17 protein-coding genes are annotated in these 22,192 nt (G+C 71.6%); 8 read left to right on the top strand and 9 right to left on the bottom strand.

The features are described from left to right. The first annotated feature begins 39 nt into the window (after positions 1–39). A complete protein-coding gene (locus E1292_RS23370) occupies positions 40–1,140 on the top strand; it encodes an MFS transporter (protein WP_165974699.1) in 1,101 nt (366 codons plus the stop codon). Between the two features lie 120 nt (positions 1,141–1,260). Then, on the top strand, positions 1,261–1,512 hold the full coding sequence (locus tag E1292_RS23365) for a metallothionein (RefSeq protein WP_132516502.1): 252 nt from the start codon (positions 1,261–1,263) through the stop codon (positions 1,510–1,512). Between the two features lie 45 nt (positions 1,513–1,557). Here the strand turns inward: E1292_RS23365 and E1292_RS23360 are convergent, their stop codons facing one another. The 7 genes from E1292_RS23360 to E1292_RS23330 form a co-directional block, all read right to left on the bottom strand. Then, complete coding sequence (locus E1292_RS23360; RefSeq protein ID WP_165974698.1) at positions 1,558–3,258, bottom strand: ABC transporter family substrate-binding protein; 1,701 nt, start codon at positions 3,256–3,258, stop codon at positions 1,558–1,560. An 18-nt stretch (positions 3,259–3,276) separates the two neighbouring features. Further along, positions 3,277–5,292 (bottom strand): dipeptide ABC transporter ATP-binding protein, encoded by a 2,016-nt coding sequence (locus tag E1292_RS23355; RefSeq protein ID WP_132597355.1) that lies wholly within the window; start codon positions 5,290–5,292, stop codon positions 3,277–3,279. After that, complete coding sequence (locus E1292_RS23350) at positions 5,289–6,197, bottom strand: ABC transporter permease (protein WP_132597354.1); 909 nt, start codon at positions 6,195–6,197, stop codon at positions 5,289–5,291. The genes E1292_RS23355 and E1292_RS23350 overlap by 4 nt, the downstream gene beginning before the upstream one ends. Further along, positions 6,194–7,180: an ABC transporter permease gene (locus E1292_RS23345; protein WP_132597353.1), complete on the bottom strand. Its 987-nt coding sequence runs from the start codon at positions 7,178–7,180 to the stop codon at positions 6,194–6,196. The genes E1292_RS23350 and E1292_RS23345 overlap by 4 nt, the downstream gene beginning before the upstream one ends. 68 nt (positions 7,181–7,248) lie before the next feature. After that, on the bottom strand, positions 7,249–9,600 hold the full coding sequence (locus E1292_RS23340) for an AAA family ATPase (protein WP_132597352.1): 2,352 nt from the start codon (positions 9,598–9,600) through the stop codon (positions 7,249–7,251). A gap of 64 nt (positions 9,601–9,664) precedes the next feature. Beyond that, on the bottom strand, positions 9,665–10,561 hold the full coding sequence (locus E1292_RS23335) for a haloalkane dehalogenase (RefSeq protein WP_132597351.1): 897 nt from the start codon (positions 10,559–10,561) through the stop codon (positions 9,665–9,667). Positions 10,562–10,633: 72 nt separating this feature from the next. Then, positions 10,634–12,373 carry a tetratricopeptide repeat protein gene (locus E1292_RS23330; RefSeq protein WP_132597350.1) on the bottom strand — a complete coding sequence of 580 codons (1,740 nt, stop codon included), beginning with the start codon at positions 12,371–12,373 and terminating at the stop codon, positions 10,634–10,636. Between the two features lie 257 nt (positions 12,374–12,630). Here E1292_RS23330 and E1292_RS23325 point away from each other — a divergent pair, with 257 nt between their 5' ends. Both E1292_RS23325 and E1292_RS23320 read left to right on the top strand, forming a co-directional pair. Next, positions 12,631–14,160: an MFS transporter gene (locus tag E1292_RS23325; RefSeq protein WP_132597349.1), complete on the top strand. Its 1,530-nt coding sequence runs from the start codon at positions 12,631–12,633 to the stop codon at positions 14,158–14,160. A gap of 8 nt (positions 14,161–14,168) precedes the next feature. Then, on the top strand, positions 14,169–14,888 hold the full coding sequence (locus tag E1292_RS23320) for a DoxX family protein (RefSeq protein ID WP_132597348.1): 720 nt from the start codon (positions 14,169–14,171) through the stop codon (positions 14,886–14,888). 54 nt (positions 14,889–14,942) lie between these two features. Here the strand turns inward: E1292_RS23320 and E1292_RS23315 are convergent, their stop codons facing one another. Next, positions 14,943–16,025, bottom strand: coding sequence for a glycoside hydrolase family 76 protein (locus E1292_RS23315; RefSeq protein WP_132597347.1), 1,083 nt, complete (start codon positions 16,023–16,025; stop codon positions 14,943–14,945). Between the two features lie 47 nt (positions 16,026–16,072). Then, complete coding sequence (locus E1292_RS23310; RefSeq protein WP_132597346.1) at positions 16,073–17,227, bottom strand: GntR family transcriptional regulator; 1,155 nt, start codon at positions 17,225–17,227, stop codon at positions 16,073–16,075. Between the two features lie 186 nt (positions 17,228–17,413). Here E1292_RS23310 and E1292_RS23305 point away from each other — a divergent pair, with 186 nt between their 5' ends. The 4 genes from E1292_RS23305 to E1292_RS23290 are packed head-to-tail and all read left to right on the top strand — an operon-like array spanning position 17,414 to position 22,144. Beyond that, on the top strand, positions 17,414–18,367 hold the full coding sequence (locus E1292_RS23305; RefSeq protein WP_220447018.1) for a carbohydrate ABC transporter permease: 954 nt from the start codon (positions 17,414–17,416) through the stop codon (positions 18,365–18,367). 5 nt (positions 18,368–18,372) lie between these two features. Next, positions 18,373–19,314 carry a carbohydrate ABC transporter permease gene (locus E1292_RS23300; protein ID WP_220447017.1) on the top strand — a complete coding sequence of 314 codons (942 nt, stop codon included), beginning with the start codon at positions 18,373–18,375 and terminating at the stop codon, positions 19,312–19,314. A 35-nt stretch (positions 19,315–19,349) separates the two neighbouring features. Next, complete coding sequence (locus tag E1292_RS23295) at positions 19,350–20,624, top strand: ABC transporter substrate-binding protein (RefSeq protein WP_132597345.1); 1,275 nt, start codon at positions 19,350–19,352, stop codon at positions 20,622–20,624. Between the two features lie 20 nt (positions 20,625–20,644). Beyond that, positions 20,645–22,144, top strand: coding sequence for a glycoside hydrolase family 76 protein (locus E1292_RS23290; protein WP_132597344.1), 1,500 nt, complete (start codon positions 20,645–20,647; stop codon positions 22,142–22,144). Positions 22,145–22,192: the final 48 nt, after the last annotated feature.

The following is a 22,192-nucleotide window of genomic DNA, read 5'->3' as shown; positions in this document are numbered from 1 at the left end:
ATCTTTACTGTGATTTGACCAAAGTTTCAAGGGGTGCTGGTGGGATTGCCGCTGATCGCGGTCTGCGCGGTGTGGGGTGTGTTCTGGGGCTCGTGGTCGGCCCTGCTGCCCGCCGTCAAGCTTGAGCTGGGCCTGTCGGCGAGCGACCTGGGGCTGGCGCTGAGCGCCGTACCCGTGGGGGCGCTGCCCGCGATGGCGCTGGCCGGGAGGCTCGCGCGCGGGCGCGAGCGGGCGGCCCTGCTGGGGTTCACCGTGCTGTTCGCGCTGAGCGTGGCCGGCATCGGGCTGGCGGGCACGGCCTGGCAACTCGCGCTCGCGCTCCTGCTGGTCGGCGCGTCGAGCGGGGCGCTCGACATCGCGCTCAACCTGGCCACGGGGCGGGCCGAGCGCGAGAGCGGGCGCCGGCTCTTCCAGCCCGTGCACGCAGCCTTCCCCGTAGCGGTCATCGCCGCCGCGCCGGCCACCGGGCTGGCCCGCTCGCTCGGCCTGGGCGCCGGCACGGTGCTCGTGGCGATCGGGCTGATCGTGATCGCCGCGTCGTTGACGCTGCTCGCGCTGCCGATGGGGCGCGGCCTGCCGGCCACCTCCTCCCCGATCGACCGGCGCAGCCTCGTGGGGGCCGCGCTGCTGCTCGGAACGCTGGCCGCCTGCGTGCTGACCATCGAGAACGCGGTCGAGCAGTGGTCGGTCCTGCTGCTGGAGGAGCACCGCGGGGCGACCCCGCTGACGGCCAGCGCCGCGCCCGCGGTCTACATGGCGGCTTTGACGGTCGGGCGGCTCACCGTGCAGGCGCTGCCCAGGATGCCGCTCAGGACGCTGCACCTGGTGGCGGGGGTGGGTGGCGGCGCGGGCATCGCGCTGGCCGGCCTGGGCGGCAGCGTGCCGCTCTCCATGGCCGGGTTCGCCATGACCGGGCTGGCGCTCGGCCCGATGGTGCCCGCCCTGCTCAGCCGCGCCGCCGCCGACGACGCCGGCGGGACGCTGGTGTGGTCGGTGTCGACGATCTCGTACACCGGGTTCGTGGTCAGCCCGCTGCTGGTCGCCGGGCTCAGCGGCTGGCTCGGCCTGCCCGTCGCGCTGGCGGCTCTCGGGCTGCTCGGCCTGCCGCTGGTGGGCCGCTTCATGCTGCGCGGGCCGTGAAGGACGGCCGGAACACGGCCGCCGTCCGGGGACAGCGGGCTGTGAAGGACGGCCGGAATACGGCCGCTGTTTGGGGAAAGGGGACCCTCGAACTGCGGATTCAGTGCAAAGGGGATCACCATGGCTGTCTGCGAGACCTGCGGCAACGACTACGACATGGCGTTCGAGGTGCGCGCGCAGGGGGCCGTGCACACCTTCGACTGCTTCCAGTGCGCGATCGAGGCGATGGCGCCCATCTGCGAGCACTGCGGTACGAAGGTCATCGGGCATGGCGTCCAGTCAGGCGAACACTGGTACTGCTGCGCCCATTGCGCGCGCGAGGAGGGCACCAAGGGCCTCGTCGACCGCGTGACGGCCGGCGCGCCCACCTGACGGACCCGCGGCCGCGGGACGAGGTGAGGCGGCCGGCCGGCCGCGTCAGCGCATGAAACCGATGTCCTCGTAGCGGAGGTCGTAGAAGCCGCGCGCCCCCACGTTGGCCAGCGTCTCCCGGGTCGCGACGGTCTGCGGCCGCTGGTAGAGCGGCAGCACGGTCACCAGGTCCCAGATCAGCCGGTCAGCCTTGTTGGTCTCCTTGCGGGCCTGCACCGGGTCCAGGCTCTGGGCCGCCCGGCTCATGGCCTCGTCGACCGCCGCCGACCCGACGCGCCCGAAGTTCGCGTTCCAGGTCTTCCCGTCGGGCGCGTTCGCGTAGATGCCGTAGCTGCTCGAGACCGGGAACGGTGTGCCGATGTAGGCGAACGGCGTGATGTCGAAGTTCCCGGGGATCACGTACTTGCTGAAGAAGTCGTCGCTGGGCACGGCCTTGATGGTCAGTTTCACGCCGATCTGCGCCAGCATGCTCTGCGCCAGCTCGCCTTCCGACTTGCTGATCTGCACCCCCGACGGCACCACGAAGCGCAGGTCGAGGGGCTTGCCGTCCTTCTGCCTGACCGTGCCGCCCGCGCCCGCGAGTTTCCAGCCGGCCGCGTCCAGCAGCTTCTTGGCCCGTTCCGGGTTGTACGCGCCCAGACCGCCGGCGTTGTCCCGGTAGCCCTCCTGCGTGTTCATGAAGAAGTGGTTGTTCAGCAGCGCGATCGGCCAGTCCAGCCCCTGCAGGTCGGACCGGGCGATGGCCTGCCGGTCGATGCCGAGCTGCACGGCCAGCCGCACGTCGCGGTCCTTCAGCAGCTCGCTCGACCCGTTGAAGGTGAAGTGCCGGAAGTCGGGGCCGGCCGCCTGCCGCACCTGCGCGCCCCGGGCGGCCCTGGCGCGGGCGATATCGGGGGCGGACGGGCCCAGGTCGACGATGTCGAGCTCGCCGTTGCCGAACGCCCCGATCAGCGCGTCCTGCTCCGACGCCCGGTAGATGATCTTGTCGAGCTTGGCCCGGTCACCCCACCAGGCCTCGTCCCGCACCAGCGTGATCGTCTTGGCCGTCTGGTCGAACCCGCCGAACTTGAACGGACCCGCCGACACCGGGATCTTGTTCAGCCAGGCGTTGTTGAAGGACTCGGGCGTGCGGTTGGTGGCGGCGGGCAGCAGCGGCGAGAAGAGCGACTGCCAGTCGCCGAAGGGCCGGTCGAACGTCACCACCACCTCGAAGTCGTCCTTGCCCCGCGCCACCTGCCCGATGTCCTGATAGCCGGTGGACGAGGCGATGCGGAAGCCGGGGTCGCGCCCGTTCAGCGCCCGCCACTGCGCCCGGTAGTCGGCCCACGTGATCGGCCGCCCGTCGGACCACCTGGCCTTGGGGTTCAGCCTGTACGTGACCACCTGCTCCGGCCGCCGCTCGGTCACCCTCGCGTCGATCACGTAGTTGTCGTTCACCGTGATCTCGGCCTTCTCGTCGGACAGGAACGGCGAGGGCAGCAGCGCGTTGCTGACCACGGCGGCCATCGCCAGGTTGCCGTCGACGTGGTTCCTGTTCCACTGCGCGGGGAACTCGTTGATGCCCCACCGCAGCGTGCCGCCGTCCTTGACCTTGTCGCGCGGCTGCGGGTTGACGTCGTAGGCCTTCGGCGCACGGTCGTCCCCCGCCGTGCCGCCGCTGCCCGAGCCGCCCCCGCCGCCGCCGCAGGCCGCCAGCAGGAGCGAGCCCGTCACGGTGACGGCCACGACAAGACGTGATGCTTTCATCGAGCAATTACCTCCTGGTTATACGACGTCGCGCCGCTCGGCGTAGTGGCAGGCCGCGCCCTGGTCCGCGCCCAGCGGGCGTACCTCGGGCTCGACGTCCACGCAGAGCCTGCGCTCGTCCCCGGTGAGTTCCGCGCGGAACTTCGGGCATCTGGTGCGGAAGCGGCAGCCCGTCGGAGGGTCGGCCGGGCTGGGCAGGTCGCCTTCGAGCAGGATCCGGTCCCGCGCGCGCTCACGCACCGGATCGGGCAGCGGGATCGCCGACAGCAGGGCCTGCGTGTACGGGTGCATCGGAGCCCGGTAGACGGCGTCGACCTGCCCGATCTCGGCGATCCTGCCGAGGTACATCACGGCCACCCGGTCGGCGATGTGGCGCACCACGGCCAGGTCGTGCGCCACGAACAGGTAGGACAGTCCGAGCCTGTCCCTGAGCGAGCCGAGCAGGTTGATCACCCCGGCCTGGATCGACACGTCGAGGGCCGAGACCGGCTCGTCCAGCACCAGCAGCCGGGGCTCCAGCGCGAGCGCGCGGGCGATGGCGATGCGCTGCCGCTGCCCGCCGGAGAAGTCCTGCGGGTAGCGGGCGGCGTGCGAGGGGTCGAGGCCGACCAGCGAGAGCAACTCGGCGATCCGCCGTCCGGGACGCCGCTGCCCGTGGGTGTGCAGCGGCTCGGCCAGGATGTCGTGCACCGTCATGCGCGGGTCGAGCGAGGCCAGCGGATCCTGGAAGACGACCTGCATGTCGCGCCGGATCCCGGTGCGCCGCGCGGCGTCGAGCCGCGCGGTGTCGTGGCCGAGGACGGTGATGCTGCCCTGCTGCGGCGGCGCCAGTTCGAGGATCTGCGTCAACGTGGTGGTCTTGCCGCTGCCCGACTCGCCGACCAGCCCCAGCGTCTCGCCCTGGCGCAGGTCGAAGTCGACCCCGGCCACCGCGTGCACGGTGCCGATCCTGCGCCTGAACAGCGCCCCCTTGAACAGCGGATAGTCCTTGACCAGGCCGCGCACCTCCAGCACCGCGCGCGGCGGGCGCTCCCGCCGCGCGGAGCCGGAGACCTCGGGCGCGCCCGCGTCGTACGGGGCCACCTCCTTCCAGCGGATGCACGCGGCGCGGTGCCCCTCGCCCACCTCGAACAGCGGCGGCTCGCGCTCCTCGCACGCGTCGATGCGCATCGGGCAGCGCGGCGCGAACGGGCACCCGGGCGGCAGCGCGGCCGGCGACGGCGGGTTGCCCTCGATCGGCGTCAGCGGCCGCCGCCCGCCCTTGTCGGCACGCGGGATCGAGCCGAGCAGCCCCACCGTGTACGGCATCCGCGTCCGGTAGTAGACGTCGTCCACGCCGCCCACCTCGACAGGGCGGCCGGCGTACATGACCAGCACCCGGTCGGCGAAGCCGGCCACCACTCCGAGATCGTGGGTGATCATGATGATGGCGGCGCCGGTCTTCTGCTGCGCCTTCTTGAGCACCTCCAGCACCTGCGCCTGGACGGTCACGTCGAGCGCGGTGGTCGGCTCGTCGCAGATGATCACATCGGGGTCGTTGGCGATGGCCATCGCGATCATCACCCGCTGCCGCATCCCGCCGGAGAACTCGTGCGGGAAGGCCAGCGCCCGCTCCGAGGGGCGCGGGATGCCGACGAGGTCGAGCAACTGCACGGCCCTGACCAGGGCGGCCTCCTTGTCGACCCGCTGGTGCACGCGCACGGCCTCGGCGATCTGGTCGCCCACCCGGTAGACGGGCGTCAGCGCCGACAGCGGGTCCTGGAACACCATCGACATGGCCTTGCCGCGGCAGGAGGTCAGCTCCCGCGCGGATGCGCCGATCAGCTCCCTGCCGTGCAGGCGTACGGACCCGGTGACGCGCGCGCCCGGGGGCAGCAGCCCCATGACGGCCGCCGAGGTGACCGACTTGCCCGACCCCGATTCGCCGACGATGCCGAGGACCTCGCCACGGCGTACGGCACAGCTCACCTCGCGCACGGCGGGCACGCCGCCGAACGACACGCTGAGGTCGCGCACGTCGAGCACCGGGCTCATCGCGCCCTCTTCGACGAGGGGTCGAACGCGTCGCGCAGGGCATCGCCGACGAGGTTGACCGCGAGCACGGTGACCACCAGCAGCCCCGCGACGAACCAGAACGTCCACGGCGCGTAGACGGCCGTGCGCGAGCCGTCGGCGATGAGCGTCCCGAGCGACACGTCCGGCGGCTGGATGCCGAACCCGAAGTACGACAGCGAGGTCTCGGTGAGGATCGCGGTGCTGACGTTGAGCGTGGCGTCCACGATGAGCAGGGACGACAGGTTGGGGATCACGTGGCGGAAGATGATCCGCACAGGGGGCACGCCCATGTAGCGGGCGGCCTGGATGAACTCCCGCTCTTTCGTCGAGATCGTCATCCCCCGCACGACCTTCGAGGTCACCATCCACAGGAACAGCGCCAGCGTGATCACGAACAGCGGCCACTGACCCGACCCGAACAGCGGCGACATGATCGCCAGGACCAGGAACGCGGGCAGCACCAGCAGCAGGTCGCTCACCCAGGTCACCGTCCGGTCGGTCCACCCCAGGAAATAGCCCGCGAACGCCCCCGCCACGGCCGCCAGCGCCGTGGACACCAGCGCCGCGAGCAGCCCCACGACCAGCGACTTCTGCATGCCGCGCAGCGTCACCGCGAAGACGTCGGCGCCCGTCTGGAGCGTTCCGAACCAGTGACCGGGCGACGGCGGCTGCAGGAACGCGGTGAAGTCCTTGTCGAGGTAGCTCCAGGGGCTGACCAGCGGACCCGCGAAGGCCAGCAGGAACATCAGCGCGAGCACCGCGAACCCGAGCCGCCCCTGCCCCGAGCGGAAGAACCGCCCGGCGATCAGGCGCGTCCTGGACGGCGCGCCCGCCATGACGCCGTCGCGGAGTTCCTCGGCCAGCTCCTCCTCGGAGAGCGTCATCGTGCCCGCACCCTCGGATCGAGCGCGGCGTGCAGCAGGTCGGCGGCCAGCGAGGCGCACAACACGGCGATGGCCGCCAGGAGGGAGATGGCGGCGACGGTGTTGACGTCGTTGCGGAAGATCGAGTTGATCAGCTGCTCGCCCAGGCCGTGCCAGCCGAAGATCTTCTCGGTGAACGTGGCCCCCGTCAGCAGCGTCCCGAACGTGAACGCGAAGTAGGTCGCCACGGGGATCAGCGCGGTCCGCAGCGCGTGGCGGATGAGCGCCTTGCCCCTGCTCAGCCCCTTGGCCATGGCGGTGCGTACGTAGTCGGCGCCCAGCACGTCGAGCATCATGTTGCGCTGGTAGCGGCTGAAGACGGCGATGAGCCCCACCGACAGCGAGACGGTCGGCAGGACCAGGTGTTGCAGCCGGTCGAGCGCGTGCCCCCAGAACCCGGTGTCGAGGCCGTCGCTGTGCTCGCCGCTGACGAGGAACACCTGGCGGCCGAAGACGTGCTCGTTGGCCCACGTGGCCGCCAGGATCAGCATGTTGGCCAGCACCACCACCGGTACGGCGAGCACCACGAACGACAGGCCGGTCGAGAGGCGGTCGAACCATCCGTACTGCCGGGCGGCGGCCAGCGCGCCGGCCAGCACGCCGAGCAGGCTCCCGCACACCAGCCCCAGCACGACCAGCCGGAAGGTCACGCCCACGCGGCGCCTGAGGTCGTCGTTGACCGGCGTGCCTCCGACGGACCTGCCGAAGTCGCCGTGCAGCACGCCCGCCGCCCAGGTGGCGTAGCGCTGCAGCAGGGGAGTCCTGTCGTTGAGGTTGAGCGCGGTCAGCTGGGCGTCGACCACGGCGGCCGGCGGCTTCGGCGTGCGGTCGGCGTAGTTGGAGCGGGGGTCGAGGGCCGTGGCCGCCAGAAGGTAGGCGAGACTGGCGGCCACCACGACGAGCACGGCGTAGTTGAGCAACCTGCGGGCCAGGAACCCCGCCATCGCTCCCCCTTCGACGCCGAGCCACCCATCGTGCTCATCTTGCTACACAGGGTGAGCGTCGTGGTGGATTACCGGCCGGAAAGTTCGTCCACGGCGGTGCGGACGTCCTCGCTCGTGATCGTCGTCAGGTCGGCGGAGCTGGCCGAGCCGCCACGCGAGGCGTGCGCGGCCAGCCGGACGTCGCGGCGCATGGCGGCGCGCTCGAACAGCGACCTGGCGAAGCGGCCGTTGCCGAGCCCGTCGATGAGCCGCTCCTCGCACACCCAGGCGAACACCTCGTCGAGCCGGCGCAGCGCCTCCTCGTCGAACGAGTCGCCGGACCGCTCCGCGAGCAGCACCGCGATCTCGGACAGCTCGGTGGGGGAGTAGCTGGGGAAGGCCACCCGCTGGTTGAACCGGCTGGCCAGGCCGGGGTTGGTGGCCAGGAAGGTGTCCATCTCGCGCTGGTAGCCGGCCAGCACGATCACGAGCCGGTCGCGGTCGTCCTCGGCGCGCTTGAGCAGGGTCTGCACCGCCTCGGCGCCGAACGCGTCGCCGCCCTGGTAGCCGGGGTTGACCAGGCTGTAGGCCTCGTCGATGAAGAGCACCCCGCCCAGTGCCCGGTCGACCAGCTCGTTGGTCTTGATGGCGGTGGCGCCGAGGTGCTGGCCGACCAGGTCGGCCCGATGCGCCTCGACGACGTCGGGCCTGGCCAGCAGGCCGAGCGCGGCGAACACCCGGCCCAGCACCCTGGCGACCGTGGTCTTGCCGGTGCCGGGCGGGCCGGCGAACACGAAGTGCCGCATCTGCGGCGGGGTGGGCAGCCCGCGCTCCTGCCGCATCCTGGCCACCTGGAGCTGGGCGGCGATGGCGTGCACCTGCCGTTTGACCGGCTCCAGGCCGGCCATCCTGTCGAGGTCGGCCAGCGCCTCCTCCAGCGTGGGCGTGGCCACGTAGCCGCGGAAGCGCGCGGTCAGCTCCTCGAACGCCTTGGTGACGTCGGGCGTCGTGGTGGTGACGAGGTCGTGCGTGGTCGGCGTGCCGCCCGCGCCCACCACGCGCACGTCGCGGGCCTGCGCGGCGGCCTCCACCAGGCTGCGCGCGAACCTGGCGTTGCCCAGCTCGTCGACCAGGCCGCGCCGGTGCACGTCGTCGAAGAGGCCGAGCAGCACCCGCTTGGTGTCGTCGCCCATCGTGTCGCCCCTGCGCTTCTGCAGCAGCTCGGTGACCTCGACGAGCTCGGCGGGGGAGTAGCCGGGGAAGCGCACACGCGTGGCGAACCTGCTGGCCAGGCCGGGGTTGCTGGACAGGAACGAGCCCATCTCCTGCTCGTAGCCGGCCAGGATGATGATCAGCCGGTCGCGGTCGTCCTCCGCCCGCTTGAGCAGGGTCTGCACCGCCTCCGCGCCGAACCTGTCGGGCTGCCCGTCGGAGGAGTTGACCAGCCCGTACGCCTCGTCGATGAACAGCACGCCGCCCAGCGCACGGTCGACCAGCTCGTTGGTCTTGATCGCGGTGGCGCCCAGGAACTCGCCCACCAGGTCGGCCCGCTGCGCCTCGACGACGTAGGGGGTCTCCAGCAGGCCGAACGCGTAGAAGATCTTGGCCAGCGCGCGGGCCACGCTGGTCTTGCCGGTGCCGGGCGGGCCGACGAAGACGAAGTGCCTGGTGGGCCGGTCGGTCGTGTAGCCGGCCTCGGCCCGCAGCCTGGACGCCTCGATGGAGGCGGCGATCGAGCGCACCTGCTCCTTGACCGGCGCCAGGCCGACCATGCTCTCCAGCTCGCCGAGCGCCTCTTCTACGGAGATCTGCGGCGGGGCGGCGGATCTGTCCTGTGGCGACTCCGGCCTGCCCTCGCGCACCCTGACCCGGACCTGCTGCTCCTCGGCCGCCGCGCGTTCGGCCTTGGTCCTGCGGGCCAGCACGAAGCGGTGGATCAGCACCGCGAGGGCGGTGGCGTACGCGGCCCAGACGGAGACGTTCTCGGCGGCGAAGGAGAGCGGTACGGCGAGCAGGCCGGCGGGGGCGAGCGCCACCAGCGTGGTCACCCACGGCGTCACCCAGCGGATCAGATGGGCGCCGGCCGCCACGGGCAGCGCGAGCCCGACCATGAGGTGCACCGAGCCCGAGCCGGGCGGGAACAGCCCGGAGAAGAGGGGCAGCGCCAGCACCACCCAGCCCGCGACCACCAGGGCGGTGGCGGCGGCGCGTGGGAAGCGCATGGTCAGCGCGACGAACGCGAGCGCCAGGAGGACGAGCGGGAAGGTCCGCAGCAGATCCCATCCGAGTGCGGCGCCCACGCCCATGGCGGCGACCAGCACGACCACATAGAGCACCCGGCGCGCGGCGGGGGGAATCTGGTAGTAACGCTGCCGCACCTTCTCGAACAGATCCCGCGCCGCGGCCCGCCCCGCCGCCTGGGCCCTGTCGGACTCACGCATCACGCCTCCCCGGTCCGCCCCCGGTTATACCGCACCGGACGGGCGATTGGGCGGTCCTGACACGCTAGGTGGAGGTCACGAAAGCGGCGATGTGGCGGCCGAGTTCGGGGCCCGCGTCCTCCTGGAGGAAGTGGCCGGCGCCCTCGATCACGGGATGCCGCAGGCCGGAGGTGCCGGAGATCGATTTGAGCAGAATGGGCGCCATGCCGCCGGTGATCGGATCGCCGTCCGAGAACGCCACCAGGAACGGCCGGTCGAGGGTGGTGAGAACCTGCCAGGCAGCGCGGTTGGCGGGCGCGGCGGGGTCGTCGGGCGTGATCGGCACGAGACCGGGCATGGCCCGCGGCCCCGTTTTGTACGCCTCGCCGGGGAACGGCGCGTCGTAGGCCGCGCGGACGTCCTCGGCCAGCCGCGTCCTGCAGCCCGACTGCACGAGCCGGGGGACGTCCAGGACCGGGGCTTTGAGCACGGTGGCCTTGAACTGGTGCCACACCTCGGGCAGGGGAATGTCACCCGTCGGCAAGCCCGTGTTGGCGGCCACGATCCTGGCGACGCGGTCGGGGTGCTCGGCGGCGACGCGCAGTCCGATCAGCCCGCCCCAGTCCTGGCCGACGACGGTGACGCCGCTCAGGCCGAGCGCGTCGAACAGCAGGGCGCGGGTCCACTCCACGTGCCTGGCGTACGTGTGGGCGGCGAGGTCGGCCGGCTTGTCGGAGCGGCCGAACCCGACGAGGTCGACGGCGATCGCGCGCAGCCCGGCCGCGGCCAGCTCGCGCATGACGTGCCGGTAGAGGAACGACCAGGTCGGCTCGCCGTGCAGCAGCACGACGGGCTCGCCGTCGGCGGGGCCCGCCTCGACGTAGGCCATGCGCAGGCCGTCCGGCACGTCGGCGTAGCGGGGTTCGTAGGGGAAGCCGGGCAGGCCGGCGAAGCGCTCTTCAGGCGTGCGCAGGACGTCCATAGAACATTATTCTACGCCGGATCGCCGGGCCGCGCCCTGTCCCGTCGGCGTTCCGCCGGCGCCGGGGCGCGCTCAGGTCCGGCGTCGCTGGTGGCGGCCGGGGAACTCGCCCAGAGACACCTGCTTGGGCGTGATGCGAAGGACGTCCGAGTCGGCCTGGGCGATGCCGCGCACCTCCACCCAGAAGCGCCGCTGCAACGGGTCCGTGGCGAACACCGCCACCCTGGGGTCGGCCTCGATGGCGTCCCAGGCCTCCGTCTCCGCGATCAGCCGCAGCTCGCCCGACGAGGTGACGGACGCCACCGCGCCCGCGACCCGGGGGCCGAGGGAGTCGGCGTACGACAGGACGATGCTGCGGGCGTACGAGAAGGTCTGGCGCACCTCCGGGCCGAGCGGGACGGACGGCTCGGCGCCCATGGGCAGGTCGCACATGAGAAGGGAGGCCCGCCACGGGCCGGCGCCGCCGCGCCACCACGCGCCCGCCGCGCGGGCCAGGAACACGGCCATCGCCACGCCCAGGCTGCCGAGCCCGGCCCGCCACGCCCAGGCCGACCCGAGCAGCCCGCCCGCCGCGCTCGCCACGGCGGACAGCACGACGAGGCCCGTCGCGGCGAGCAGCCACCAGTCCCCGCGGTGCCGGGCGCGCAGGTATCCGCGCACCATCGGGTACGGCACCGCGACCGCCGCCAGGGCCGCCCTCGGCTCCACGGCGAGGGCCCCGCCGAGCAGCGGAACGAGCACCGACCAGGTCCTGCCCAGCAGGATCCAGAGCGTCACGCCGGTGTTCCGCCTGGCGGTGCGCTCGCTGTCCTGGACCCGCGCCGACTCGGCCAGCGCCCGCAGCGGGCGGCCCCGCCACGCCTCGGTCAGGGCGCGCACGGTGGCCAGCGCCGGCCAGCCCAGCACCGCGATGCCCGCCAGACCGGCCCAGACGGGGTCGAACGCGGCCGGCAGCGCCGGCACGGCCGCCAGCAGCAGCCAGGCGGCGAACGCCGCGACCGACACCGCGGCCGACACGAGGTGCGCGCCGAGCCAGGGATCCCGGCGCAGCATCGGCCGCACGTACCGCCACAGACCCACCCGCCTGGCCTGCCTGGCCGTGAGCGGTACCAGCAGGGCCAGCACCGCGAAACCGCCGAGCTCGGCCTGCGCGCCCCAGCCGGACAGCAGCGCGGCCGCGGCGATCGCGACCGTGGCGACGGCGACCAGCAGGCGCGCCTGGCGGGACCAGACCTCCAGGGCGCGCCTCGCCCTGCCGGTGTCGCGCGGGTTCACCGGCCATGCGGGGTCGTGGTGCGGGCGGGGGCGGTCCCAGCGCAACAATGACAGGCCGAGGTTCACGCGGGCCTGCGGATGGCCGGGCTCGGAGGCGAGCGCGGCGCGGTAGGACCGCTCGGCGGCGGCGTGATCGCCGCGCAGCAGGGCCAGGTCACCCAGCAGGACCCTGGGGCCGGCCTCCTCGGGCGCGAACTTCGCTGCCAGCGTGGCGTGCCCGACCGCGTCGCTCCAGCGGCCGGGCACGCGGCGCAGGATCGAGGCCAGGCGCAGGCGGGCCGGCCAGGAGCCGCGGGCCAGCTCGACGGCCCGCTCCGCGGCGGGCACGGCGTCGGCGTCGCGGCCCAGCCGCTCGTGGGCGAGGCTGATGAGCCGGTACGCCCACTCGGCGGACGGGTCAAGGTCGGCCGCCCTGCGGGCGGCGTCGAGCGCGGACTCGGGGCGGCCGGCGTCCAGCCTGGCCAGGGCCTCGGCACACCACTCGCGGGAGGACCGGTCGGGAAGATCGCCTTCTCTGCCATGTTGATCGGTCCCCACGGTCCCATGATCGCTTCGCGAATGATCGTTGGATAGATACCGACATATGGCTGTATCTCTCTAGAGAGGTTCGTGTGTGACCCTGGATCAGGCGATACCGCTATGACAAGTGCCTGACATGGCCTAAGCTGCCACGCAAGCCGGAGCGGATGAGCCGGGCGCGAGGCCTCGGGAGGAGCGAGTGCCGAGCCGAGGTCCCCGCGCCGACCCGAGAGCACGTGCGGGCCCTGGACACGGATCGGCCTGCAAGGAGGCCCATGACCGTCACACAGGCCGCACCTTTCGTACGGACTGCGGATCGGGAGCACCGGGACCACCGCTGGTCCATCCTCGTGCTCCTGTGCCTGAGCCTGCTGCTGATCACCGTCGACGCCACGGTCCTGCACATCGCGGTGCCCGCGCTCACGGCCGCGCTCGAACCCTCCGCCGTGCAGCTGCTGTGGATCATCGACATCTACTCGCTGGTGGTCGCCCCCCTGCTGATCATGTTCGGCACGCTGGGCGACAAGTACGGGCGCAAACGCATGGTCCTGTGCGGCTTCGTGCTGTTCGGCCTGGCCTCGGCGGGCGCGGCGTTCGCCCCGACCCCGCTGACCCTCATCCTGGCCAGGGCGCTGCTCGGCGTCGGCGGCGCCATGATCATGCCGGCCACGTTGTCGCTGATCCGTCAGGTGTTCACCGACCGGCGCGAGCGGGCCATCGCGCTGGGCGTCTGGAGCGCGGTCGCCGCCGCGGGCGCGGCCCTCGGGCCGCTCGTCGGCGGCGTGCTCGTCGGCGTCTGGTGGGGCGCGGTCTTCCTGATCAACGTGCCGATCCTGCTGGTGCTGCTGCCCGCCGCCGTCCGGCTGCTGCCGGAGTCGCGCGAGCGCAAGGACCGGCCATGGGACGCGATGAGCGCCGTGCTCTCCGTGCTGGGGATCCTGGCGCTGGCGTTCGGGCTGAAGGAGGCGGGCTCGGGCAGCCTGATGCCGCTGTGGGCGTCCGTGCTGGTGTTCCTGGCCGGGCTCGGGCTGCTGGCCGCCTTCGTCCGGCGGCAGACGCGGCTGCCCACGCCGCTGCTGGAGATCGGGTTGTTCCGCCGGCGCGAGTTCGCCACCGGGGTCGCGGGCGTGCTGCTCGGCGTGTTCGCGCTGGTCGGGCTCCAGCTCATGCTCGCCCAATACCTTCAGCTCGTCCTCGGCGACAGCCCCCTGCGCGCCGCCGTCCGGATGTTGCCGCTGGTCATCTCCGCCATCTCCGGCGGGCTCGCCGCCGCCCACATCCTGCCGAGGATCGGCATGCGGGCCACCATGAGCGGCGGTCTCGGCCTCGTCGCGCTGGCGCTGACGCCCACGCTGGGCTGGGGTGTCGAAGGCCACCCCGTGATGCTGGCGATCTGTTTCGTCGGCATCGGCTTCGGGGTGCAGGTGGCGCTGCTGGCCGCCTCCGACACGATCATGTCGTCGGCGACCGAGTCGCAGGCGGGTGGGGCCGCGGCCATCGAGGAGACCGCCTACGAACTGGGGGCCGGGCTGGGCGTGGCCGTGCTCGGGACGATCACCGCGATCGTCTACGCCCCCGGGTTGCCCGCCGTGCCAGGGGTGTCCGCGGGCGGCATGGACAAGGCCCGGCAGTCGCTCGCCTCGGCCGCGCACGTCGCGGACGAGGTCGGCGGCCGCGCCGGTGGCGCGCTGCTCGACGCCGCCCGGTGGGCCTTCGTCAACGCCCTGCACACGACCGTGGTCGTGAGCGTCGTTCTGCTGAGCCTGACCGCCGTCGCGGTGGCTACGTTGCTCAGCCGTGATTGAGGTGTGCCATGTCCCGATTAGGGCAGACAACTACCGTGAAACAGGCCCTAAGCGATCTTGCCGCTTTAGTCGCCCGCATCGGCGTGGGCGGTATCTTCTTCGCCAACGGCTGGACCAAGCTGGAGGACGGGCTGAAGATCACCGGGGAGAAGTTCCTGGAACAGGGCGCCCCCGCCCCCGGCGCCTGGGCCCCGATCACGATGCTGGCCGAGCTCATCGGCGGCGCGTTGCTGATCGCCGGGCTGGCGGTCTCCGTCACCGGGCTGATCCTCTTCGCCGAGGCGCTCGCCGTCTTCCTGGTCGCGCCGCCGCTCAACCCCATCAGCCTCAACGAGCTGATCCTCCTCGGCGCGGCGTCCCTGCTGCTGGCCGTGGTGGGGGCGGGCCGGGCCTCGGTGGACCACATGGTGGTGATCCGGCGGCGGGAGTCGGAGGCGGCGGACGAGTTCGCCGCCGACCGGGAGGCGGACAACGTCATCGCCTCCCTGCGCGAGCCCGACACACCCTCCAAGGCCGACAAGCCGGACAATCGGGAAAAGCCAGCCAAGACGGGTAAATCCGAAGCCGCGCCCGAGACGCCGGCCACGGAGGACACGGCGCCGCACCCGCGTCCGCGCTCCGGGGAGCAGAAGAGCGGAGAGGACCCCGCGCCGGCGCCGGGCGACACGCTGGTGGCCGGCCGCAAGAAACCCCCGGCCCGCAACCGCCGCACCACCACCCCCGACTGACCCGGCTCGGCCCTGCGGGGGCGGACCGGCCGCCGCCGCGCGGGCGGCGGGCGGTCAGGCGGGGGCGACCGGGGAGGAGACGAGAGCGGCGCAGGCCTCGGTGGCCATGACGGCGCTCAGCTGCGCCGACAGGGGCACCTTGCCGTCCGCCGCGCGCGTCCACACCGGCCCGGCCAGGATCGTGCCGTCGCGGGCGCACGACCGCCACAGCCGCTCGGTGCTGGCCAGCATGAAGTCCCGCAGGTCCGGCACGTCCGCCGCGTCCACCAGGAGGCGGGCGTACCGGTAGAAGACGCCCTTGAAGAGCCCTTCGTCACCGCCGCCGCCCTCGTCGGCGAAGACCCCGCCGGTGGTCAGCTCCGCGAGGGCCGTACGCGCCGTCCTGGAGGCCCGCCGCAGATAGTCGTCATCCCCGAGAGCGCCGGCCAGTTCCACGCAGGCCCCGATGTACAGACCCTGGTTGTACGTGAAACGCCACTGCTCGTCGATGACGTGGTCCTGCTGCCGGTTGATCCCGTCGTGGACGAACCCGTCGGCCCGCACCAGCACGCGCTCGAGCCACTCCATCGCCCGCCGCCCCCAGGCCAGCTGCGCGGGGTCTCCCGTGTGCCGGTGCAGGCGGGCGGAGAGCACCACGAAAGGGCCGTTGGCAGGGGTGTTCTTGTAGTACGGCTGGGGGACCCGCCAGGCGATCCCGCCGCCCTCGTGCTCGTTCCAGCCGTTCTCCAGCACGTGCCGCCAGATCGCGGCCGCCTCCGCGCGCAGCTCGTCGTCGCCGCGGGCGTCGGCCAGCCGCAGGATCGCCAGGCCGAACCAGAGCATGTCGTCGAAGTAGTCGTTGAACAGCGACCCGTCGTTGCGGGCGAGGATGTTGGCGTGGATCTCCCCGGCCCGGTCCAGCCACGACGGGTCCGAGGTCCGCTCGTACGCGTCGATCCGCGCGTCCATGGCGTGCGCCAGCCACCAGTAGTTGAAGACGTCGTTGTCGCCGGGCCCCAGCGGGTGCCAGTTGTCGTACAGCTGGCGGCCGGGGGCGGCGAAATAGTGATCCAGGCTGCGCTGCGCCACGTCGGCGCGGTCGTTCCAGAGCGTGCGAGGATCGGGCTCGGGCAACACCAGGCGTTCTCCGTTCGTCATTGCGTGGTCCGTGGTCCGTGGGGCGTGGCCGTGGTCCGGGGCCGCTCCTAGCGCGGCTCGTGCTGGTCGTGGGCCTCGACGATCGTGAAGGGGACGATGGACCGCGAGGGGACGGGTTCGCCGCGCGTCTGGGCGAGCAGCAGGTCGACCGCGCGCCTGCCCATCTCGCGCTGGTCCTGGCGCACGTGCAGGAAGGCGGGCCCGGCGACGGGGTCGCCGGCGGAGTCGAAGCAGGCGATGAGGGGCCTGTCCCGGCCGGGCGGGGCCTCCACGGCACGGTCCATCACGCGCGCCAGGTTGTACTCGCAGACCACGAACGCGGTGACCTCAGGCTCGCGCTTCTGGAAGGCGCGGACCCGCTCCACGTCGGCCCGCACGTTCTCAGCGCTGAAGGCGCCGGGCAGGGTGCTGGACAGGCCGGTCAGCAGGTGCTGGTGGCCGAGCGGCAGGCCGCGCCCCGCCAGGGCGGTGCGGAAGCCCTCCAGCCGCTCCTCGATGCTCGAGGTGTTCTCCGGCGGGGGCGAGACGAACGCGATGTGCCGGTGCCCCAGGTCGAGCAGGCGGTCGGTGAGGGTGCGGCCGGCCGCCACGTTGTCGGTGTGCACGGCGCAGGCCTGGATGCCCGCCAGGTAGCGGTCGACCAGCACCAGCGGGTAGCCGGCGAGGATGGTCCGCAGCAGGCGGGCGTTGTAGTACTCGCCGTGGACGGGGAAGACGATCAGGCCGTCGACGAGGCCGCCGTCCACCATGGACGCGATCGCGCGCTCCTCCTCCGCCTGGTCGCCGCGGGTGCGTTTGATCACGAGGGCGATTCCGTGCTCGGCGCAGCGCTCCTCCACGGCGGCGAGCAGTTCGAGACCGTACGCCTCCGACGCGTCGGGATAGATCATCGCGATCGCTCCAGGAGCCCGCTCGCCCTGTGCCGCGCGCTCGGCCGCGGCTCCCGGGGCGGGGATCGCGAGCTGGTCGAGGTCGGGCAGCTCATCGGCGACGAACGAACCCTTGCCGCGGATCCGCTCCACGACGCCCGCCTGCCGCAGGAGCTCCAGGGCGCGTTTCGAGGTGATACGGCTGACCTCGAACTGCTCGGCCAGCTCCATCTCGGAGGAGACGCGGTCCCCCGGGACCAGGGCGCCCCGCCTGATCTCGTCCAGCACGTACTCGATGATCCGCTCGTAGAGCAGCGGGCCTCTTGCGACCACTCTTCCCCTTAGGCAACGAAGTTGGTATGTAAGCGAAAGCTAGGTATATACCATCTTACTCGCCTGTCTTCCTGGTTCCTGTTGCGAAGATATTTCGTCCTGGTATCTCCAGCATATTGACTTATATCAACATGCTTTCTACCTTTCCCACAAGTGACATCTCCGGGAAGTCCCGAAGGAGACCGCGTGACCAGGACGCTCGCCACAGGGCCGGACATCCGCGGGCCCGCCGCCGGCCCGGCTCCCCACCGACGGCCCCCCGAACGTTCGGCACTGGGCCGCCACCAGGCACGCGCCGGGATGTTGTTCACCGCGCCGGCGATGGTGCTGTTCCTCGTCTTCACCGTGCTGCCCGTGGCCGGCGCCTTCGGCCTCAGCTTCACCGCGTACGACGTGCTCACGCCTCCGTCCTGGGCCGGGCTGGCCAACTACGGCCGCCTCCTGGAGGACGACACGTTCCTCACCACGCTGAAGAACATCCTCTACTACTGCGCGATGTTCGTGCCCGCCATGATCGCCATCTCGCTGGTGCTGGCGCTGGCGCTCAGCCGGCGGCTCCCCGGCATGGCGATCTTCCGCACCGTCTACTTCATCCCGGTCGTCACCTCGCCCGTCGCCGCCGCGACCGTGTGGGCGTGGATGCTGAACAGCCACTACGGCCCCGTCAACGAGATCCTCGGCTATTTCGGCATACCCGGCCCCGCCTGGGTGGGCGACGGCAGCACGGCCATGGTGTCCATCGTGATCGTCACGCTGTGGCAGGGGGTGGGCTCGAACATGCTCATCTACCTGGCCGGCCTGCAGAACGTCCCCGCCCACCTGTACGAGGCCGCCGCCCTGGACGGGGCGGGTCGCTGGCGGTCGTTCCTGCACATCACCTGGCCCTCGCTGCGCACGACGACGTTCTTCGTCACGACCCTGTCGCTGATCGGCGCGTTCCAGCTCTTCGACCAGGCGTACGTGATGACCAAAGGCGGTCCGGGCAACACGACGCTGACGCCCGTCTACCAGATCTACGAGACCGGCTTCAACCGGCTGCAGATGGGCTACGCCTCGGCCCAGGCCTTCACCCTCTTCATCATCATCGTCGCCGTCACGGTGATCAACATGCGGGTCAACCGCGACCAGGTGCCGGAGTGATGCCCATGAAGACCAGCATGACCACCGGCATGACCACCGGCATGACCACCGGCACGGCCACCGGCACGACCGCCAGGACGATCCGCCTCGTGCTCGGCCGCACCGCCTTCTACGGCGTCCTGAGCGTGGTGGGGTTGTTCATGCTGCTGCCGTTCCTGTGGTCGCTGAGCACGTCGCTCAAGCCGGACGAGGACATCATCGCGCTGCCCATCAGGTGGCTGCCCGGCTCGATCACCTTCGAGCACTACTGGTCGGCGTTCACCACCGTCCCGTTCGCCCGGCACTTCGCCAACTCCATGCTGCTGGCCGTGGCGGGCGTGGCGACCAACGTGCTGCTCGGCGCGCTGGCGGGCTACGCCTTCGCCCGGCTGGCGTTCCGGGGCAACCGGCTGCTGTTCCGGCTGCTGCTGGCGTCGATGATGGTGCCGCCCGTCGTGACGCTGGTGCCGTCGTTCGTCATCGTCAGGAGCATGCCGCTGGTGGGCGGCAACGACATCGCCGGCCAGGGCGGGGCCGGGCTGCTCAACACGTACTGGGCGGTCATCCTGCCCGGGGCGGTCGGGGCGTTCGCGGTGTTCATGATGCGGCAGTTCTTCCTGGCGCTGCCCAAGGACCTGGGCGAGGCCGCCCGCGTCGACGGGTGCCGCGAGTTCCGCATCTTCTGGAGCATCTACCTGCCGCTGTGCCGTCCCGCGCTGGCCACGCTGTCGGTGTTCACGTTCGTCGCCGGCTGGAACGGCTTCCTGTGGCCGCTGATCGTGCTCAACGACCCCGACATGATGACGATCCAGATGAGCCTGGCCGCCTTCTCCTTCAACCAGAAGACCGACTACGGGCCGCTCATGGCCGGATCCATCGTCGCCATGGTGCCCACGCTCCTGCTGTTCGCCTTCGGACAGCGCTACCTCACCCGCGGCCTGGCCTTCACCGGCACGGGCTCGAAGTGACCCCCTGTGATCTCCGAGAAAGGAACGAGCCGCCGATGCGCTGGACTCTGCCCGGGCGGCTGGCCGTCACCACCGTCGCCCTCCTGACCGTGATCTCCACCGGCTGCGCGCCGTCCGACGACTCCTCCGGCTCCGGCGGGGTGGTCGAGCTGACCTTCTGGGGCGACTGGTCGGGCGAGGGCGAACAGCAGTTCAGAACGATGACCGACGCCTTCAACAAGACCCACCCCGGCATCCGGGTCGAGTACGTCGTGCAGGAGGACATGCTCACCAAGTTCCTCACCGCATCCACCTCCGGCCAGGCGCCCGACGTCATGTTCTGGGACCGCTGGCGCACGGCCACGTACGCGCCCAAGAACGTGCTGGAGCCGCTCGACGAGCGGATGAAGAAGGACGGCGTCGAGCGCGAGCGGTTCTACGGCGAGGCGGTGCGCGAGCTGACCCACGACGGCAAGGTGTACGGCCTGCCGCTGACCGTCGACGCGCGGGCCCTGTTCTACAACAAGGCCCACCTGAAGGAGGCCGGGGTGGAGCCGCCGCGCACCTGGGCCGAACTGGAGCAGGCGGCGATCAAGCTGACCAAGCGGGAGGGCGGCAAGCTCGTCCGCGCCGGGCTGTCGATGGACGACGCGGGCCTGTTCAGCATGTACCTGCGCCAGGCCGGCGGCCAGATGGTCACCGACGACTGCTCCCGCACGACCTTCAACAGCCCGCAGGGCGCGCAGACGCTCGACCTGTGGAGCCGCATGATCAAGGGCGGCGTCTACCAGACCGGGTTCGAGACCGGCCTGGGCGAGGGCACCGACGCGTTCGCCACCGGCAAGGTGTCCATGATCTTCACGGGCCCGTGGAACATCACCACCTACCGCAAGTACGGCAAGGACCTCGACTTCGGCATCGTGCCGCCGCCGGCGGGGCCGCAGGGTGACAGGGCCAGCCTCATGGGCGGGTTCGGCCTGGTGATCCCGCGCGCCGCCAAGCAGAAGGACGCGGCCTGGGAGTTCGTCAAGTGGTGGACGGCCGAGAAGGACAACGCGCTGAAGTGGGCCAGGACCAGCCTGAACATCCCCGGCAACGTGGCGGCCGCGAAGGACCCCTTCTTCACCGACGACCCGTTCTGGAAGCCGATCCTCGACACGCTCGAGTACGCCAAGGTCCGGCCGGCCTGCGCCGGCTACCCGCCGATGGAGGACGACGCCCTCATCCCCAACCTGCAGTTGTTCCTCGGGGGCAAGGCCACCGCGCAGCAGGCCCTGGCCAAGGCCCAGGAGCAGGGTGACCGCGTCCTGACCCAGAACAACCTCGACTGAGAACCCCTGAGGAGACCATCATGAGAGCGCGCATCGCGGCGGCCTGCGTCGCGTTATTCGCCCTGCTGCAGGCAGGCCCGGCCGTCCAGCCGGCGCACGCCACCGTCCCCGGGGACGCCGACGCCGCCATGTCGGCCTTCGTCGACGCCTTCTGGGACCCGGAGAAGAAGTACTTCTACACCAACAGCGACCACCGCGTCCACGAGCACGCCCACGGGCCGGAAGGCGGGCTCTACACCGACTTCTGGTGGGAGGCGCAGCTGTGGGAGCTGGTGATGGACGCCTACGAGCGCACCCGCAGCCCGGAATACCGCCGGATGCTCGACGACGTGTACGCCGGCTTCGTCGCCTACTACCCGGACTTCGAGAACGACTTCAACGACGATCTCGGGTGGTGGGCGCTGGCGAGCGCGCGGGCGTACGAGCTGACCGGGGATGACACGTACCTGGACCGGTCGAAGCAGTTGTTCGACCGGATCTGGGCCGAGCGCGACGACACCCACGGCGGCGGCATCTGGTGGCGCAGGGACGTGCGCGACCAGAAGAACGTCGCCACCAACGCCCCCGCGGCGATCACCGCCACCAAGCTGCACGCCGCGACGGGCGAGGCCTCCTACCTGTCGCGGGCGCGGAGCCTGTTCGCCTGGGTCAAGGAGAACCTGCAGGAGGACGGGCACGTCTACGACCACTTCGAAGCCGACGGCACGCTCGTCAAGTGGGACTTCACCTACAATTTCGGCACCTACATCGGTGCCGCCGCCGCGCTCTACGAGGCGACGGGCACGGCCTCCTACCTCGCCGACGCCCGTGCCGCCGCCGACTGGGCCACCGCCAACCTCACCAACGGCGGCACCCTGCTGCACGAGGGCGTCAACGACGGCGGCGGCTTCAAGGCGCTGCTGGTCCGCCATCTCAACGTGCTGGTCACCCGGCACGGCCAGACGAAGTATCTGCCGTTCCTGCAGCGCAACGCCACCCAGGCGTGGCAGCACCGGCGCCCTTCCGACGACCTGATGGGCCCCGACTGGTCCGCGCCCGCGCCCGGCACGTTCCTGCAGAGCCTGACCGCGGCGGCCCCCGTCAGCATGCTCCAGATCGTCGAGCCCGACGGCAACGGCGGGCTCCAGCCGGAGAACGGCGTCTACGAGGCCGAGAACGCGCGGTCCGAGGGCATCGGAGGGGAGAGCAGCCAGCCGGGCTTCACCGGCAGGGGCTATCTCGCCGGCTGGAACGCCGCGGACCAGGCGCTGACCATCCACGTGAACGTCGGCCGCGCCGGGCCCCACCAGCTGCGCTTCCGCTACGCCGCCGGCGCGGGCGACGCCGGGCGCCGCGTCCTGGTGAACGGCGCCCAGGCCACGGACCTGCGGTTCCCCGCCACAGACGGCTGGGGCCAGTGGGGCACCGCCGTGCTCGACGGGGTCAGGCTGGCGCTCGGGCACAACACGATCCGGTTGGAGCTGGGCGGCGGCAACTACCTCAACCTCGACGCGGTGACCGTACGCCACCAGGACACGTGAGACGCACTCATGTTTGGGTCTTGCCGGGCCCGTGACGGCGGCGGATGC

This window comes from Nonomuraea deserti (assembly GCF_004348685.1).
GTDB classification, from domain to species: domain Bacteria; phylum Actinomycetota; class Actinomycetes; order Streptosporangiales; family Streptosporangiaceae; genus Nonomuraea; species Nonomuraea deserti.
The sequence above is the reverse complement of the archived record's forward strand: the minus strand, read 5'-3'. Positions and strand labels throughout refer to the sequence as shown.

Excerpts from the sequence above, each read along its gene's own strand:
- E1292_RS23345 (WP_132597353.1), bottom strand. The coding sequence starts at position 7,180 with ATGGCGGGGTTCCTGGCCCGCAGGTTGCTCAACTACGCCGTGCTCGTC.
- E1292_RS23325 (WP_132597349.1), top strand. The coding sequence starts at position 12,631 with ATGACCGTCACACAGGCCGCACCTTTCGTACGGACTGCGGATCGGGAG.
- E1292_RS23295 (WP_132597345.1), top strand. The coding sequence starts at position 19,350 with ATGCGCTGGACTCTGCCCGGGCGGCTGGCCGTCACCACCGTCGCCCTC.
- E1292_RS23350 (WP_132597354.1), bottom strand. The coding sequence starts at position 6,197 with ATGACGCTCTCCGAGGAGGAGCTGGCCGAGGAACTCCGCGACGGCGTC.
- E1292_RS23355 (WP_132597355.1), bottom strand. The coding sequence starts at position 5,292 with ATGAGCCCGGTGCTCGACGTGCGCGACCTCAGCGTGTCGTTCGGCGGC.
- E1292_RS23365 (WP_132516502.1), top strand. The coding sequence starts at position 1,261 with ATGGCTGTCTGCGAGACCTGCGGCAACGACTACGACATGGCGTTCGAG.
- E1292_RS23290 (WP_132597344.1), top strand. The coding sequence starts at position 20,645 with ATGAGAGCGCGCATCGCGGCGGCCTGCGTCGCGTTATTCGCCCTGCTG.
- E1292_RS23320 (WP_132597348.1), top strand. The coding sequence starts at position 14,169 with ATGTCCCGATTAGGGCAGACAACTACCGTGAAACAGGCCCTAAGCGAT.
- E1292_RS23315 (WP_132597347.1), bottom strand. The coding sequence starts at position 16,025 with ATGACGAACGGAGAACGCCTGGTGTTGCCCGAGCCCGATCCTCGCACG.
- E1292_RS23360 (WP_165974698.1), bottom strand. The coding sequence starts at position 3,258 with ATGAAAGCATCACGTCTTGTCGTGGCCGTCACCGTGACGGGCTCGCTC.
- E1292_RS23335 (WP_132597351.1), bottom strand. The coding sequence starts at position 10,561 with ATGGACGTCCTGCGCACGCCTGAAGAGCGCTTCGCCGGCCTGCCCGGC.
- E1292_RS23300 (WP_220447017.1), top strand. The coding sequence starts at position 18,373 with ATGAAGACCAGCATGACCACCGGCATGACCACCGGCATGACCACCGGC.
- E1292_RS23340 (WP_132597352.1), bottom strand. The coding sequence starts at position 9,600 with ATGCGTGAGTCCGACAGGGCCCAGGCGGCGGGGCGGGCCGCGGCGCGG.